Source organism: Paenibacillus athensensis, assembly GCF_004514475.2.
Taxonomy (GTDB): Bacteria; Bacillota; Bacilli; order Paenibacillales; family NBRC-103111; genus Paenibacillus_AL; species Paenibacillus_AL athensensis.
Window position 1 is genome coordinate 153,845 of the sequence record NZ_MYFO02000004.1, and the last position, 13,681, is coordinate 167,525.

Below are 13,681 nucleotides of genomic sequence, written 5' to 3' on the forward strand. Positions count from 1 at the left end.
TTCGCATGCGCGATTGCTGCGCCTAGGCGCCGTACAGCCGCTTAGAATGTTTGCTGCAGCTGCCGAAAGGCGCGGACGATGACGACCTTTTGCCGTCCGAGCTTGCGCTGCGATATTTTTTTCAAATGTCCGGGATGAATCCAGACGGCGTCCATGCCGCAAGACGTTGCGCCGATAATGTCGTTGCGCCAGGAGTTGCCGACCATCACGCTTTGTCCGGCGCTCGTACCGAGTGTGCGGATCGCGTTCTCGAAAATCGCCGGCTGCGGCTTGCGCAGCCCGTCTTTGCCGGAGCTGAACAGCAGCTCCTCGCTGAACCAGCCGCCGAGCTTGAGCTTGCTCCAGTTGCTGCGCAGCTGCTTGGCGGAGCCGTTGCTGATGATGGCGAGCCGGTAGCGGGCCGCCAGCGCCGTCAGCGTTTCTTCGACGCCGGGAAACAGCGACACGTAGCTGTCCTCCAGCGTCTCGACCTGCTCGAAAAACGCGCGGGCAAATGTCGCCGTCACCTTGACGGGATAAGGCTGCAGCGCTTTGCTGAGGCAGAGCTGGCGCAGCTCGTCGGGGGGAATCGGCTGCCGGACCGGCGTTTTGCGGTAGCGGCTCCATTCCAGCTTGTAGCTGTGCAGCGCATCCTGTGGGCTCCAGACGAATTCGTCCGGCTCCCAGCGCGCCGTGTAGGCGCCGATCGTTTCCGTGAAGGCGGAATCGAAGCACTGCCGCCGGTCGATGATCGTATTGTTCATATCGAAAAAAATCGTGTTTTTCCGGGACGGGGAAAAAACCGGGCTCACGCACACCCCTCCTTTGCGGCCGCCGCCTGATCAAACGGTCGAAACTTACCCTTTGCATTAAGCTTATGTGCGGACGCAGCGTTTTACGACATCGCAATGGACGGCGATTGCGGCATTTGCGGCGGGCCGGGCGGAAGCGAGCAGGCGGGCTGCCGGCAGGCGAACGCGCTGCTGCAAGACGTGGTAAAGCGGCGGTGAAGCGGAAGCGGAGCTGCGACGGACGGGCGGCCGTGGAGCGGCTACGGGAGCGCTGTCTTTTTTCTCATTTGGTCAAGCGTATGGTATGATGGAGGAAGTATGTTTATAATCGGGGTGTTGTAGAATGAGCCAACAGAAATTGATCATTATTGACGGCAATAGTATCGCCAACCGGGCGTTTTACGCGCTGCCCGCGCTTAGCAATTCCAGCGGTCAGTATACGAATGCCGTGTTCGGGTTCACGACCATGCTGCTGAAGCTGATTGAGGAAGAGAAGCCGACGCATTTTCTCGTGGCGTTCGATGCGGGCAAGATCACGTTCCGCCATCAGGAATATACCGAATATAAAGGCGGACGGGCCAAAACACCGTCGGAGCTGTCCGAGCAGTTTCCCGTGATCAAGGAGCTGCTGAAGGCTTTCCGCATCGCTCAGTTCGAGCTGTCCGGCTACGAGGCCGACGACATTATTGGCACGTTGACCCGGGTTGCGGACGAAACGGGAGAGCAGGTCATTGTCGTATCCGGCGACAAGGATATGCTCCAGTTGGCCTCCGAGCACGTTACCGTGGCGATTACGCGCAAGGGCGTTTCCGAGGTCGATCGTTACAATCCTGCGGAAATCAAAGAAAAATACGGTCTTGCCCCCAAACAGATTATCGATCTGAAGGGGCTAATGGGCGATACCTCCGATAACATTCCCGGCATTCCGGGCGTCGGCGAAAAAACAGCGCTCAAGCTGCTGCACGAATACGGCTCGGTGGAAGAAGTGCTTGCCCATGCCGATGAGATGAAGGGCAAGATGAAGGAGAAGATCGAAGCGCACCAGCAGGACGCGCGGATGAGCAAGGAACTGGCGACGATTTTCCGCGAGGTGCCGATGTCGGTGGAATGGAGCGAATACCGCTACGACGGCTTCGACGGCGCAGCGCTGTCGGCGCTGTTCCGCAAGCTGGAGTTCAAGTCGCTGCTGGACAAAATGGACTTCGGCGCGGACAGCGCGGACGCCGACGCCCCCGCGCAGGCCGAGATCGCTGCGCGCACGGTTACGGCCGAGGAGTTGGCGGCATTTGCCGCCAGTCTCGGCCCAAGCTGCTCCCTCCACGTGGAAACCGTGGGGGACAACCCGCACCACGCCAGAGTCTTAGGCGTGGCGTTCTACGCGCCGGACGACGATACGTGCGCGTATGTGCCTTTTGAGCTGCTGCAGGGCGAAGCCCCGGGGGCCGAGGCCATTCGGCAATGGCTGGGCGACCCGGCGGCGAAGAAGCAGCTCTTTGATTCGCACCGCGCCGAGATCGCTTTGGCGTGGCGCGGGATCGCCTTGCGCGGCGTGGACTTCGACGCGCTGCTGGCCGCTTATTTGCTCGATCCGACGGAATCGACGCTGACCGTAAGCGGCCTTGCGGCCCGGTACGGCCTGCCGGGCATCCGGCCGGACGAGGATGTGTACGGCAAGGGAGCGAAGTTCCGCTTGCCGGACGAAGCTGCGCTTTGCGAGCACCTGTGCCGTAAGGCGGATACGATCCGCCGCGCCGTGCCGGTGCTGCAAAGCGAGCTGACGCAAAGCGGCATGGAGCGGCTCTATTATGAGCTGGAGCTCCCGCTTGCGGGCGTGCTGGCCGCGATGGAGCTGCGCGGCATCAAGGTCGACACCGCCGGACTGAAGCTGTACGGCGAGGAGCTGGCCGTGCAGGTGGACAGTCTGGCGAAGCGGATTTACGAGCTGGCCGGCGTGGAATTCAATATCAATTCCACTAAGCAGCTCGGCGAGATTTTGTTCGAGAAGCTCGGCTTGCCGGCCTGGAAAAAGACCAAAACCGGCTACTCGACGGACGCCGAGGTGCTGGAGAAGCTGGCTTCGCGCCATGAAATCGTCAGCCACATCCAGCATTACCGCCAGCTCGCAAAGCTGCAATCGACCTATGTCGAAGGACTGCTCAAGGAGGTTCATCCGCAGACCGGCCACGTGCATACGTATTACCAGATGACGATTGCGGCGACGGGACGGCTGAGCAGCCAGTTCCCGAACCTGCAGAACATTCCGATCCGTCTGGAGGAAGGCCGCAAAATCCGCAAGGTGTTCGTGCCTTCGGAGCCGGGCTGGTATATCCTGTCCGCGGACTATTCGCAAATCGAGCTGCGCGTGCTGGCGCACATTTCCGGCGACGAGAAGCTAAGCGAGGCGTTCAGCAACAACATGGACATTCATACCAAAACGGCAATGGACGTCTTCGGCGTCGGCCCCGAGCAGGTGGACGCCAACATGCGCCGTCAGGCGAAAGCCGTCAATTTCGGCATCGTCTACGGCATCAGCGGCTTTGGCCTTTCGCAAAATCTGGACATTCCCCGCCGGGACGCGGAGCGGTTCATCGAGCAATATTTTGCCGTGTTCCAGGGGGTTCGCAAATATATGGATGATATCGTGCAGGACGCGCGCCGCGACGGCTACGTCACGACGCTGCTGCAGCGCCGCCGCTACCTGCCGGAAATTACCGCGTCGAATTTCAACCTGCGCTCGTTTGCCGAGCGGACGGCGATGAATACGCCGATTCAAGGGACCGCAGCCGATATTATCAAGCTGGCTATGGTGCAGATGGCCGAGAAGCTGGAAGCTCGCAAGCTGCGCAGCCGCATGCTGCTGCAGGTGCATGACGAACTGGTCTTCGAGGTGCCGGAGGACGAGCTGGAGACGATGCGCAAGCTGGTGCCCGAGGTGATGGCGCAGGCGATCGAGCTCGATGTGCCGCTCAGCGCCGACGTCAATTACGGCGTGACGTGGTACGAAGCGAAGTAGCCGGCGGACCGCATATGCGGGTGCGAAGGTGTCGCGCCAAACAGGCTCCCGTTGATGCAACCGGGTAAGTCGGTTTCGGGAGCGCAGGTAGGGGAGTTTGCGGCGTCCGCGGCCGGAAGGCATTCGGGGGCGCCAGACTTTTTGCAGCATATCCCATTTTCACAACAAGAGGTGAACGCCAATGCCGGAGCTGCCGGAGGTGGAAACGGTCAAGCGCACCTTGAACGCGCTCGTTGCGGGCAAAACGATTGAGCAGGTGCAGGTCAAGCTGGCCCGGATCATTCAAAAGCCTGACGATATCCGCCGGTTCGAGGTGCTGCTGCAAGGCCAGACGATTCGCTCGATTGAGCGGAGAGGCAAGTTTTTACGTTTTATACTCGACGATTATGTGCTCGTGTCGCATTTGCGGATGGAAGGACGCTACGGGCTGTATGACGCCGCCGATCCGGCAGAGCTGCATACGCACGTGTTTTTCCGCTTTACCGACGGCAAGGAGCTAAGATATAAGGATGTGCGGCAATTCGGCACGATGCATCTGTTTCCACAAGGCGAGGACCTGCGCGCCAAGCCGCTGGGCAAGCTCGGTCTGGAGCCGCTGGACGACGATTTCACGCTTGAGGCGTTTACGGCAATCATCGGCGGCCGCAAGACGAAAATCAAACCGCTGCTGCTCAATCAGGAATATGTCGTCGGCATCGGGAATATTTATGTAGACGAGTCCCTCTTTCTTGCAGGCATACACCCGGAGCGGGAGGCGTCGTCGTTGTCTTCGGACGAGCTGGAGCGGCTGCATGAAGCGATTGTGCGCACCTTGCGCGATTCCGTCGAAGTGGGCGGTTCGTCGATCAAGTCCTATGTGAACGGACAAGGTGAAATCGGACTGTTCCAGCATCAGCTGGCGATCTACGGACGCCAGTCCCAGCCCTGCCGGACGTGCGGCGGCGAAATTGTCAAAACCGTTGTCGGCGGCCGCGGCACGCACACTTGCCCGGTCTGCCAGCCGTTCCCGGGAGCGGCTACGGCAAAGAAATCCCGACGCTAGGCACAGAAGCGCCCTCCTCCCCATATCATAAGGGAGTACGAAGATGTGAGGAGGGGTAGCATGCTTCCTGTGATTTCTTTGCTGATACTCGCTTTCGCCGTCAGTCTCGACGGATTTGGCGTAGGCGTTATGTACGGGCTGCGGAAAATCCGCATTCCGCTGCTGTCCGTCGGCATCATCTCCTTATGGTCGGGCATTATTATTTACGTATCGATGCAAATCGGCGTGTTGATGGCGGCCTTCCTGAGCCCGGAAGCGGCGCGTAGGGTCGGAGCGGCGATTCTGATCGGCATCGGCGTCTGGGCGCTGTACCAGATGCGGCAGCAAAAGCAGGGCGATTCGGCGGAAGCCGAGGGGCCGGTGGCGCTGGCGGCCGAGGTCGAAGCAGCGGCTCGCGAGGCGGCTGCAGCGGCGCAGCGGGTCAAGGAAATCGTCAATATCGAGCTGAAGCGCTTCGGCTTGGTCATTCAAATCCTGCGCACGCCTTCGATGGCCGACGTTGACCGTTCGGGCAACATTTCCGCTTCAGAAGCGACGCTGCTTGGGCTGGCCCTGTCAATGGACGCCTTCGGCGCGGGGATCGGCGCGGCGCTGATCGGCTACGAGCCGGTGCTGACGGCTTCCGTCATCGCCTTGGCCAGCGGTACGTTCATTGCTACGGGCCTGCGCGTCGGCTTGCGGTTCGCCGAAAAAAGCTGGATGAAGAAGCTGTCGATTCTGCCCGGCTGCGTGCTGATTCTCATGGGCTTGATGAAGATGTTGTAAAGCAAAAACGAATGCGCCCCGCGCGCAAGGAGCGGTGACGAATGAATATCGGATTAACGGGAGGAATCGCCTGCGGCAAAAGCACGGTCAGCGCCATGCTTGCCGGCCGCGGCGCGGCGCTGGTCGATGCCGACCGGATCGCCCGCGAGGTGGTTGAGCCGGGCAGCCCTGTGTTAAACAGGGTCGCTTCGCGTTTCGGACAAGCCGTGCTGCTGCAAGACGGCTCCCTTGACCGCAAGGCGCTCGGCCGGATCGTGTTCGGCGACGAAGCGGCGCGCAAGGAGCTGGAGGCGCTGCTGCATCCGCCGATTCGCGCCCTGATGCGCGAGCGGATGGAAGCCTTTGAGCGTGAGCAGCCGCATCGGCTTGTGGTGGTGGACGTGCCGCTGCTGTTCGAATCGGGGCTGGCGTCGATGTTCGAGGAGGTGCTGCTGGTCTATGTCCCGCGTGAGGTTCAGCTTGAACGGCTGATCCGCCGCGACGGACTGGAGCCGGCCGAAGCCTTGAAGCGCCTGGAGGCGCAGCTGCCGATTGACGCCAAGCGCGAGCTGGCTGACAACATCATCGACAATTCGGGAACGGTCGAAGAGACGGAGCGGCAGGTAGCGCTATTCTGGCAGAGAAAGGGGCTGCCATGACGGCTATGCATTTTTTTCGCAAAAAACGGATTTTTGCCCTGCTGCTGCTGGTTTTTGTCCTGATTTTGTTCATGAACAGTACGTTTATCGGCCGCAAGCTGTATCCGATTTACTACAAGCAGGAAATTCGCCAAAATGCGACGAAATATCAAATAGATCCGTTTCTGATTGCAGCGATTATCCGCGTCGAGACGAATTATCAATACCATCTGGAATCGAAAAAAGGCGCGATCGGCATTATGCAGCTCATGCCGGATACGGCGCAATGGATCGTTGAAACGGCCAATCTGGGCACGTACACGCACGACGACCTGCATCGCGTCGAAGTCAATATCGGGCTGGGCGCCTGGTATTTGAACTGGCTGTTCAACCATTACGACGGCAATATGCTGTATGCCATTGCTGCATACAATGCCGGTCAGGGCAATGTGAACAAGTGGAAGCAAAGCGATACGTGGGACGGCACGATCGAGCAAGTCGCACAAATCCCGTTTGGCGAAACGCGCCATTACGTGCAGCGGGTGCTGTATTATTACGAAAAATACCGCGAGCTTTACAAGGACGAGTGGCCTGACACCGACGCGCGCAAAGAAGCATCGGACTCGGCTACTCAAGGAGCCGCCAGCCCGATGCTTCCCACCTGAATCTTGGTTGGTCCAGCCGTTTCAAGGTTTACTTGAATTGGCCAGCCAGCTGTTGTTCAGCGATTTGTACCAGTCGACGAGTAATGTGACCACCAATTGCACCAGTATCACGAGTAGCCATATTGCCATAGTAGCCATCTTGCGGGATGGCGATACCCAGCTCTTGAGCTACTTCGTATTTCAACTGATCCAAAGCCTGGTTAGCTTGAGGAACAACTAACGCGTTGCTACTGCGGGATTGTCCTGCACCCATGTCTGTTCACCTCCTTGTCGTTGGTAAGGATAGTATGTGCGCTTTGGAGCCGATCATGTCATGCAACATTTGGTAATGCGGAAGATAAGGAGGAGAAGGCGATGAGGTGCCCTTTTTGCGACTACAACGGCTCGAAGGTGCTGGATTCCCGGTCGGCCAACGAAAACAAATCGATACGCCGCCGCAGGGAATGCGAGAAGTGCATGCGGCGCTTTACCACCTTTGAGATGGTCGAAGAAACGCCGCTGATCGTGATCAAAAAAGACGGCAGCCGCGAAGAATTCAGCCGCGAGAAAATGCTGCGCGGGTTGATTCGGGCTTGCGAGAAACGGCCGGTGTCGATGGAACGGCTGGAAATGATCGTATCCGAGGTCGAGATGCAGCTGCGCAACACGGCGCATGCCGAAGTCGACAGCCGCGCCATCGGCGAAATTGTTATGGAGCAGCTGTATCCGGTCGACGAGGTCGCCTATATCCGGTTCGCTTCGGTATACCGGCAGTTCAAGGACATCAATATGTTCCTCAAGGAGCTGACACAAATTCTCGGCAAGCATGAAGGCGCGGATTTGGGCAGAAAATAATGCGATCGGCATGACATTGCCGCTTTCCCGGACAAGCACCGGCGAGAGCGGCCTTTTTGCCGTTGGTGCGGAAAAAAAGCACAAGCAAGTACAAAAAAAGGCAAGCCAGGACAACAAAGCATATTTGACTCCAGTTTCATCCCCCAAAGTGCCGCTTATAATGGAAGCTGTATACGCCAACATCCGCATGATGCGATAGCGAGGGGGAATAGACCGTGGAGCCAAGCCAGACGGCCAGGCGGCATCCGTATTTGCATTACGAATATTATTTTGATTCGCAAGGTCGGCCCGACGAGTTCGCCAAGCTGCTGAACTGCTTTCAGGCGCCGTTGTATTTTCTGCTGAAAGGGCGTCTCGGGCTGCGTGATCCGTATCCACTGTTCATGCAGGATCCCGGCTTTCACCTCGTGCGCCGCGCCGATGGCGGACTGTCGAGCATCGAGCCGCGGCAGGCGTGGTCGTCGGTGCCGTATTTCGATATCGGCATATATCGGTTGAAGGGCGCGGAAGGGACGGCCAAGCTGTGCGAGCTGTTGGACGAGGGCCATTTCGTCATGCTCCAGACGCATTCGCAGCGCGTGCCTTTTTATCAGCATTTTCAAAGTCTCGATTTTCCGTTCGATGAACCGCTGCACAATTCGCGGCAAAATCATTTTTTCACGATACTCGGCTATGACGAGCAGTCGTTTTATTACATGGATGCGGTTCGGGAAATTCGTCAGCACGATTTTGTCCCGTATCGTGGCTTCAAGCATATGGGGATCGTCAGCAAAGCGGCGCTGGAGCCGGCATTCAGCTCCTTTATGAATCTGTATACGTTCGAGCCCAGACAAGCAGCAGTTGAAGCGACTTTGCTGCCGCAGGGCACGCTGGATATGCTTGATCAGGTGCGGAAGCGGGCGCGGGAGCCGGCTGAGGAGCGCGACGGGCTGGTGATGGAAAATGAGCTCCAGGCGCTCGATTCGCTGGTTGCGGCTTGCGAGAACGGTGAGCTGCTGCTGCAGGGCAAGCCGGACCGCTATGATTTGAACTGGTGCGCGCTGATGGAGTGGAAGTTCGATAACCTGCGCCAGCGCAAATACATTCTGCTGCGCTGCATGGAGATGAGCCCGCTGTTTCAGCAATCGCCCTATCGGGAGCTGGTGCAGACCTGGTCGGACAATACGACCTTGTGGCTCGTTTTTGTTAGCAAGCTGCGGAAGCTCCTGCGTACACAGCAATTTCCCGCACCTCAGGAGACGGCGGCGATCTTGAGCAAGCTGCGCGCGTCGGAATATGCGTTGATCGATAATCTGGATCATTTTGTTAGCAAAATTTTTAATAATTGAAATAAAAAATGACGGCGCTCTCTGCGGTATGGTGCTATAATAAAAGCGCATACTTTTTTCATGGAGGACGCAAATGGCTAAAAAAGTGACCATGCAGCATATCGCCGATCATTTGGGCGTATCGAAATATGTCATTTCCAAAGCGTTGTCGGCTCAGGACGGGGTCAGTCCGGCGACGCGCGAGCGCGTGCTGCATGCAGCCAAGCAGCTCGGATATTTTACACAAAAGCAAGCGCATATGCAAAAGGCCCGGCCAGCGGGCGAGGATTCGCCGGAAGCCGATAACCGGCCCAAGCAATCGGTGCTCGTGCTGATGCCGAGCATTCGCTTTCAAACCCGCGAATCCGGCTATTGGGGCAAGGTGCTTGACGGGGTGTCGCTGGCCTTGGAGCAAAGCGGGCTCGGCATGGTGATCGTAACCGAAACGAATGCCGACCGTTTCATGAACGTACTAAACCCGCAAGGCTTTCTCGGTCTCATCGGGATCGGGCTGATTTCGGCCTCGTTCCTGCTGGAAATTCATCGCATCGGCTTGCCGATGGTGCTGGTGGACCATGAGGAGCCGCTGATTCCTTGCGATACGGTGTTTATAAATAATATCGACAGCGTCGGACGATTGACCGATTATCTGATCGGGCTCGGTCACCGCCATTTGCAGTTTGTCGGGAACATTCATTATTCGCGCAGCTTCTTCGACCGCTGGAACGGCTTCCGCAATGTGATGGAAGAAAACGGACTGCATGGTCCGGTGGTCCCCGAGCCGCTTGGCATGAGCAATGACGTGCCGGTGCAAAGCCGCGAGGAGCTGCGGCTGTGGCTCGACCATGCCCGGCGGACGGACGCGCTGCCGACGGCGCTCGTCTGCGCCAATGACGCGATCGCCATCAACGCGATGGATGCGCTGCGCGAGCTTGGGCTGAGCGTACCGGACGATATCAGCGTAACCGGCTTTGACAATATTGACGACGCCGTCGTGTCTCAGCCGCCGCTGACCACGATTCATGTGGCCAAGGAGCTGCTCGGCAAACGCGCGGTCGAAATGCTGCAATGGCGGCTTGCCCATGCGGACGAGCCGTTCGAGAAGCGCCTGCTGGCCGGAACGCTGCTAGCTCGCGGCTCGCACGCCGCGGCGCGTCAGCGTGAAGCGGCGCTATAGCATGGCGGTCCTGGAGGTGTCCGGATGAGCTTCTTGACGCTGAGTCGGCTGGAACGGCTGCGCAGCGCGCTGACGCTGGCGCATGTGCGGATGGAGTGGAAGCTGATTCTTGTTTTTCTCGTGCTGATTCTGATCCCGATTCCGCTGCTCGGCTACGTATCCTATCGCCATTATGCAGATTCGATCCAGAACAACACGACCGTCTATGTAACCGAGGTCTCCAATGAAATGGTCAAGCGGCTCGATGATTACATTGATGATATGAAGCGGATTTCCACGATTCCGGCTTATGTCGAGGATATCAAGGATAATCTGGAGCTGTCGAACGATTTCTACGAAAAGGCGTATCGGGAGCCTCCTGAGCTAATCGCTGGTTCGGCGGGCACGCTGGACGAGCTGTCGCTCAATATCCGGCAAAAAATTGAATCCAGCATTAATTTTTTGAACAATATTAAAGAAGACACGAAATCTGTCTATTTATTCGATAAATACGGCAACCCGTATTACCGCTATAAAAATGGTTTTCGCCAGGATATCAAGGAACGGTATCCGTATTGGAAAAGCGCCGTGCAGGACAGCAAGGGGCTGCCGGCCTTGATAGGCACCGAGCAGGTGGTCAACAATTCCAATGCGCGCAATTATGTGTTTTCGGTGATTCGCGAGGTGTTCAACGATTCCTATGAAGCGATCGGACTGATTGTCGTTGATGCGAACATTTCGTTTTTTGAGCGGATTGTACAGGATCTCGACAAAGCAACGCATGGCAGCACGCTGATTCTCGATCAATACGAGAATGTCGTGTATGACAGCAATAAGACGTTTATGACTCACAACATGGCCAACGCCGGCTGGCTGCGCAACGTGGACGGCCGCCAGGGCAGCTACGTGGCCGAGGTGGACGGCAAGCAAACGCTCGTCATTTATTCGCTGTCCGAGCAGACGCAATGGCATGTGGTCATTACCGTGCCGGTCAGCGAGCTGACCAAGGACGTGGCGCGCAACCGCAATTTGACGATTGCCGTTACACTGCTGGCCGTAGTGACGGCGCTGATCATCTCGGTGCTGCTGTCGTTTGTGCTGACGCGTTCGCTGCGGATTCTCGTCAATTTGATGCGTCAGGTGCAGCACGGCCATCTCGATGTCAAATACCCGGTCAAATACAAGGATGAAATCGGGCGGCTCGGCAACCAGTTCAATCGGATGCTGGAGCGAATCAAGCAGCTATTGGCCGAGAACGTGAGCATCGGCGAGCGGAAGCGGGAGGCCGAGCTGGCCGCATTGCAGACGCAAATTAATCCGCATTTTATTTACAATACGCTGGAATCGATCCGCATGACGGCTGAAATCAACGACGACAGCGAAGTGGCCGACATGACGCAAATTCTCGGCAAGCTGCTGCGCTACGGGATTACGATGGGGCGGGATTTTGTGCGGCTGGAGCAGGAGCTGGACCATCTGCGCAATTATATGAAGCTGCAGGATTATCGGTATCCCGGCAAATTCCGCTTGTCGATTGCGCCGCATGCCGAGCTGAAGTCGGTCAAGCTGCTCAAGCTGACGCTGCAGCCGATTGTGGAGAACGCCATTTTTCACGGTCTTGACGGCACGAAGCCGGTCATGGAGCTGGCGTTGACGTTCACGGTGACGGGCAATGAGCTGCGGATTACCATATGCGACAGCGGTGCGGGCATGGACGAAGCCACGCTTGGCCGGCTGCGCCAATCGTTGCTGGCGCCGGAAGCGCCGGCAGAAGACGGGGCAGGCGCAGCGCGCAGCGGAGGCATCGGCTTGCGCAACGTGAACGAGCGGCTGAAGCTGTATTACGGTGACGGCTGCGGGCTTGAAGTCGACAGCGAGCCGGGTGTCGGCACGCAGGTGCATATCCGGTTTCCATTGCAGGAGTAGAAGGAGGGCATCATGCTGCGTATTGTCATTACGGACGATGAGGAACGGATTCGGCAAGGATTGGCCAAAATGATTACGTCAGCCGGCGAGGACTACCGGATCGTCGGGCTGTTCGCGAGCGGACCGGAGCTGCTCGAACGGCTGGACGAGCTGGAATTTGATCTGCTGATTACCGATATCAAGATGCCGGCCATGAACGGCATCCGGCTGGTCGAGCTGCTGCATGAGCGGAGACCGGAGCTGCGGGCGGCGATTGTGAGCGGGTTCAGCGATTTTGAATATGCGCGGCAGGCGATCCGGCTGGGGGCCGTCGATTATTTGATCAAGCCGATCGACAAGGAGGAGTTGTACCGGCTGCTCGCCAAGCTGCGACTGGAGCTGGCCGACGCGCGCCGGCGCGACCGCGACCGGCTGCGCGAAGCGCTGCGCGCCGCGCTGGCGCAAGGCGCGGAAGGCCCGGCGCGCCAGCGTCTGGCGGCGCTGCTGCCTGCACAGCCGCTGAGCTACGGCTGCGCGGTCATCCGCTCCGAGGCGCCGCTGGCGGCGCTGCCGGAGCTGGACCTGGCGGCGTTCCAGGCGGACTTCCTGGAACTGGCCGCCCTCACGACGCATGAGCTGTGCGTCGTGTACGGGCTGGAGGCGCGGCATCCGCAGGAGCGCCTCGTGCCGCTCGGCCGGCTGCTGGCCGAGCGGGTCATGGACGCGCTGCCCGGCACGCTGGCCGCAGGCATTGCCGTCGGCGCCACGGGCGCCGACGATTGGCCGGCCTGCTGCCGCGAAGCGCAGCGCGCCAGCCGCCGGGCGCTGTACAGCCCGGCGCGCACGGACATCGCCGTCGCAGCGGAGACGGCGGAGAAGTCGATGCTCGCGGACGTACACGCGCGCATCGACAAGGAGCTGCGCCAGGAAGCGCAGGTGCTGGACGCGACCAAGCTGCTCGGCAGCTTGCGCGAGCTGTTCCGCGACCTGGCGTTGCTGCAGCCGGAGCTGGACGATATCGCAGCCTGCTGCGATAAAATCGTCTACATGCTGCAGCGCGAAATCGCCGAGTTTCCCGCTGCGCTGGCGCGCCGTTACGACGAAGGCGACTGGCTGGCCGAGCTGAAGCTGGGCCTGCGGCTGCGCACGATCGAGGCCCGCTTTGCTTCGATGATTCAGGAGCTGCTGGCCGACGTGCGCGAGGAGCGCGAACGCAGCGGCAGCCGTGTGATCGAGAAGGTCAAGCGGATGATCGAAGAGGAGTACAATCGCGATATCGAGCTGGGACGGCTAGCCGAGCGCGTCTTCCTGACGCCCAGCTATTTGAGCAAGCTGTTCAAGTCGGAAACCGGCGAAACGTTGACCGACTATTTGATCGGCATCCGCATGAGTCGGGCCAAGCAGCTGCTCAAGGAGCACGCGGAAATGAAGACGTATGAGGTCGGCGAGCGGGTCGGTTATAGCGACCCGGCTTACTTTAACAAAATTTTCAAAAAGATGGTTGGCGTAACGCCCAAGGAGTTCAAGGATCAGGCGCGGTAGCTGCAAGCAGCGGTCCGCGCGTTTCACCCGACAGTCGCGGCGCGGGCTGCGGGCAGGCTTTTGTG

General features: G+C 58.8%; 12 protein-coding genes. 10 read left to right on the plus strand and 2 right to left on the minus strand.

Annotation, left to right across the window (positions count from 1 at the left end; translation table 11 throughout):
- Positions 1–41: 41 nt before the first annotated feature.
- The gene (locus tag B5M42_RS08840) at positions 42–791 is read right to left on the minus strand and encodes an HAD family hydrolase (RefSeq protein WP_134749237.1); all 750 of its coding nucleotides are present in this window, start codon (positions 789–791) and stop codon (positions 42–44) included.
- A gap of 322 nt (positions 792–1,113) precedes the next feature.
- Between B5M42_RS08840 and polA the strand changes: the two genes are divergently transcribed.
- The 5 genes from polA to B5M42_RS08865 all read left to right on the plus strand — a co-directional run bounded on the left by polA (position 1,114) and on the right by B5M42_RS08865 (position 6,872).
- Entirely contained in the window at positions 1,114–3,783 is a 2,670-nt protein-coding gene (polA, locus tag B5M42_RS08845; RefSeq protein WP_134749239.1) for a DNA polymerase I, read from the plus strand.
- 181 nt (positions 3,784–3,964) lie between these two features.
- Positions 3,965–4,825: a DNA-formamidopyrimidine glycosylase gene (gene mutM, locus B5M42_RS08850; RefSeq protein WP_134749241.1), complete on the plus strand. Its 861-nt coding sequence runs from the start codon at positions 3,965–3,967 to the stop codon at positions 4,823–4,825.
- 60 nt (positions 4,826–4,885) lie between these two features.
- Entirely contained in the window at positions 4,886–5,590 is a 705-nt protein-coding gene (locus B5M42_RS08855; RefSeq protein ID WP_134749243.1) for an MntP/YtaF family protein, read from the plus strand.
- Between the two features lie 41 nt (positions 5,591–5,631).
- Positions 5,632–6,228, plus strand: a complete 597-nt coding sequence (coaE, locus tag B5M42_RS08860) for a dephospho-CoA kinase (RefSeq protein WP_134749245.1) — start codon at positions 5,632–5,634, stop codon at positions 6,226–6,228.
- Positions 6,225–6,872: a lytic transglycosylase domain-containing protein gene (locus B5M42_RS08865; RefSeq protein WP_329959275.1), complete on the plus strand. Its 648-nt coding sequence runs from the start codon at positions 6,225–6,227 to the stop codon at positions 6,870–6,872. The genes coaE and B5M42_RS08865 overlap by 4 nt, the downstream gene beginning before the upstream one ends.
- A gap of 28 nt (positions 6,873–6,900) precedes the next feature.
- On the opposite strand, the gene B5M42_RS08870 is transcribed toward B5M42_RS08865, so the two are convergent.
- Positions 6,901–7,125 (minus strand): alpha/beta-type small acid-soluble spore protein, encoded by a 225-nt coding sequence (locus B5M42_RS08870; RefSeq protein ID WP_134749247.1) that lies wholly within the window; start codon positions 7,123–7,125, stop codon positions 6,901–6,903.
- A gap of 101 nt (positions 7,126–7,226) precedes the next feature.
- On the opposite strand from B5M42_RS08870, the gene nrdR reads away from it, so the two are divergent.
- From nrdR to B5M42_RS08895, 5 genes are all read left to right on the plus strand, one after another.
- Entirely contained in the window at positions 7,227–7,706 is a 480-nt protein-coding gene (gene nrdR / locus B5M42_RS08875; RefSeq protein WP_134749249.1) for a transcriptional regulator NrdR, read from the plus strand.
- Between the two features lie 215 nt (positions 7,707–7,921).
- Positions 7,922–9,034, plus strand: coding sequence for a hypothetical protein (locus B5M42_RS08880; protein WP_134749251.1), 1,113 nt, complete (start codon positions 7,922–7,924; stop codon positions 9,032–9,034).
- 73 nt (positions 9,035–9,107) lie between these two features.
- The gene (locus tag B5M42_RS08885) at positions 9,108–10,190 is read left to right on the plus strand and encodes a LacI family DNA-binding transcriptional regulator (protein ID WP_134749253.1); all 1,083 of its coding nucleotides are present in this window, start codon (positions 9,108–9,110) and stop codon (positions 10,188–10,190) included.
- Between the two features lie 24 nt (positions 10,191–10,214).
- The gene (locus B5M42_RS08890; RefSeq protein ID WP_134749255.1) at positions 10,215–12,095 is read left to right on the plus strand and encodes a sensor histidine kinase; all 1,881 of its coding nucleotides are present in this window, start codon (positions 10,215–10,217) and stop codon (positions 12,093–12,095) included.
- Positions 12,096–12,107: 12 nt separating this feature from the next.
- Positions 12,108–13,616, plus strand: coding sequence for a response regulator (locus tag B5M42_RS08895; RefSeq protein ID WP_134749257.1), 1,509 nt, complete (start codon positions 12,108–12,110; stop codon positions 13,614–13,616).
- The last annotated feature ends 65 nt before the right edge of the window (positions 13,617–13,681 follow it).

What these genes read in the sequence shown, in the direction of transcription:
- polA (WP_134749239.1), top strand. Translation starts at nt 1,114, where the DNA reads ATGAGCCAACAGAAATTGATCATTATTGACGGCAATAGTATCGCCAAC.
- mutM (WP_134749241.1), top strand. Translation starts at nt 3,965, where the DNA reads ATGCCGGAGCTGCCGGAGGTGGAAACGGTCAAGCGCACCTTGAACGCG.
- B5M42_RS08855 (WP_134749243.1), top strand. Translation starts at nt 4,886, where the DNA reads ATGCTTCCTGTGATTTCTTTGCTGATACTCGCTTTCGCCGTCAGTCTC.
- coaE (WP_134749245.1), top strand. Translation starts at nt 5,632, where the DNA reads ATGAATATCGGATTAACGGGAGGAATCGCCTGCGGCAAAAGCACGGTC.
- B5M42_RS08865 (WP_329959275.1), top strand. Translation starts at nt 6,225, where the DNA reads ATGACGGCTATGCATTTTTTTCGCAAAAAACGGATTTTTGCCCTGCTG.
- B5M42_RS08870 (WP_134749247.1), bottom strand. Translation starts at nt 7,125, where the DNA reads ATGGGTGCAGGACAATCCCGCAGTAGCAACGCGTTAGTTGTTCCTCAA.
- nrdR (WP_134749249.1), top strand. Translation starts at nt 7,227, where the DNA reads ATGAGGTGCCCTTTTTGCGACTACAACGGCTCGAAGGTGCTGGATTCC.
- B5M42_RS08885 (WP_134749253.1), top strand. Translation starts at nt 9,108, where the DNA reads ATGGCTAAAAAAGTGACCATGCAGCATATCGCCGATCATTTGGGCGTA.
- B5M42_RS08890 (WP_134749255.1), top strand. Translation starts at nt 10,215, where the DNA reads ATGAGCTTCTTGACGCTGAGTCGGCTGGAACGGCTGCGCAGCGCGCTG.
- B5M42_RS08895 (WP_134749257.1), top strand. Translation starts at nt 12,108, where the DNA reads ATGCTGCGTATTGTCATTACGGACGATGAGGAACGGATTCGGCAAGGA.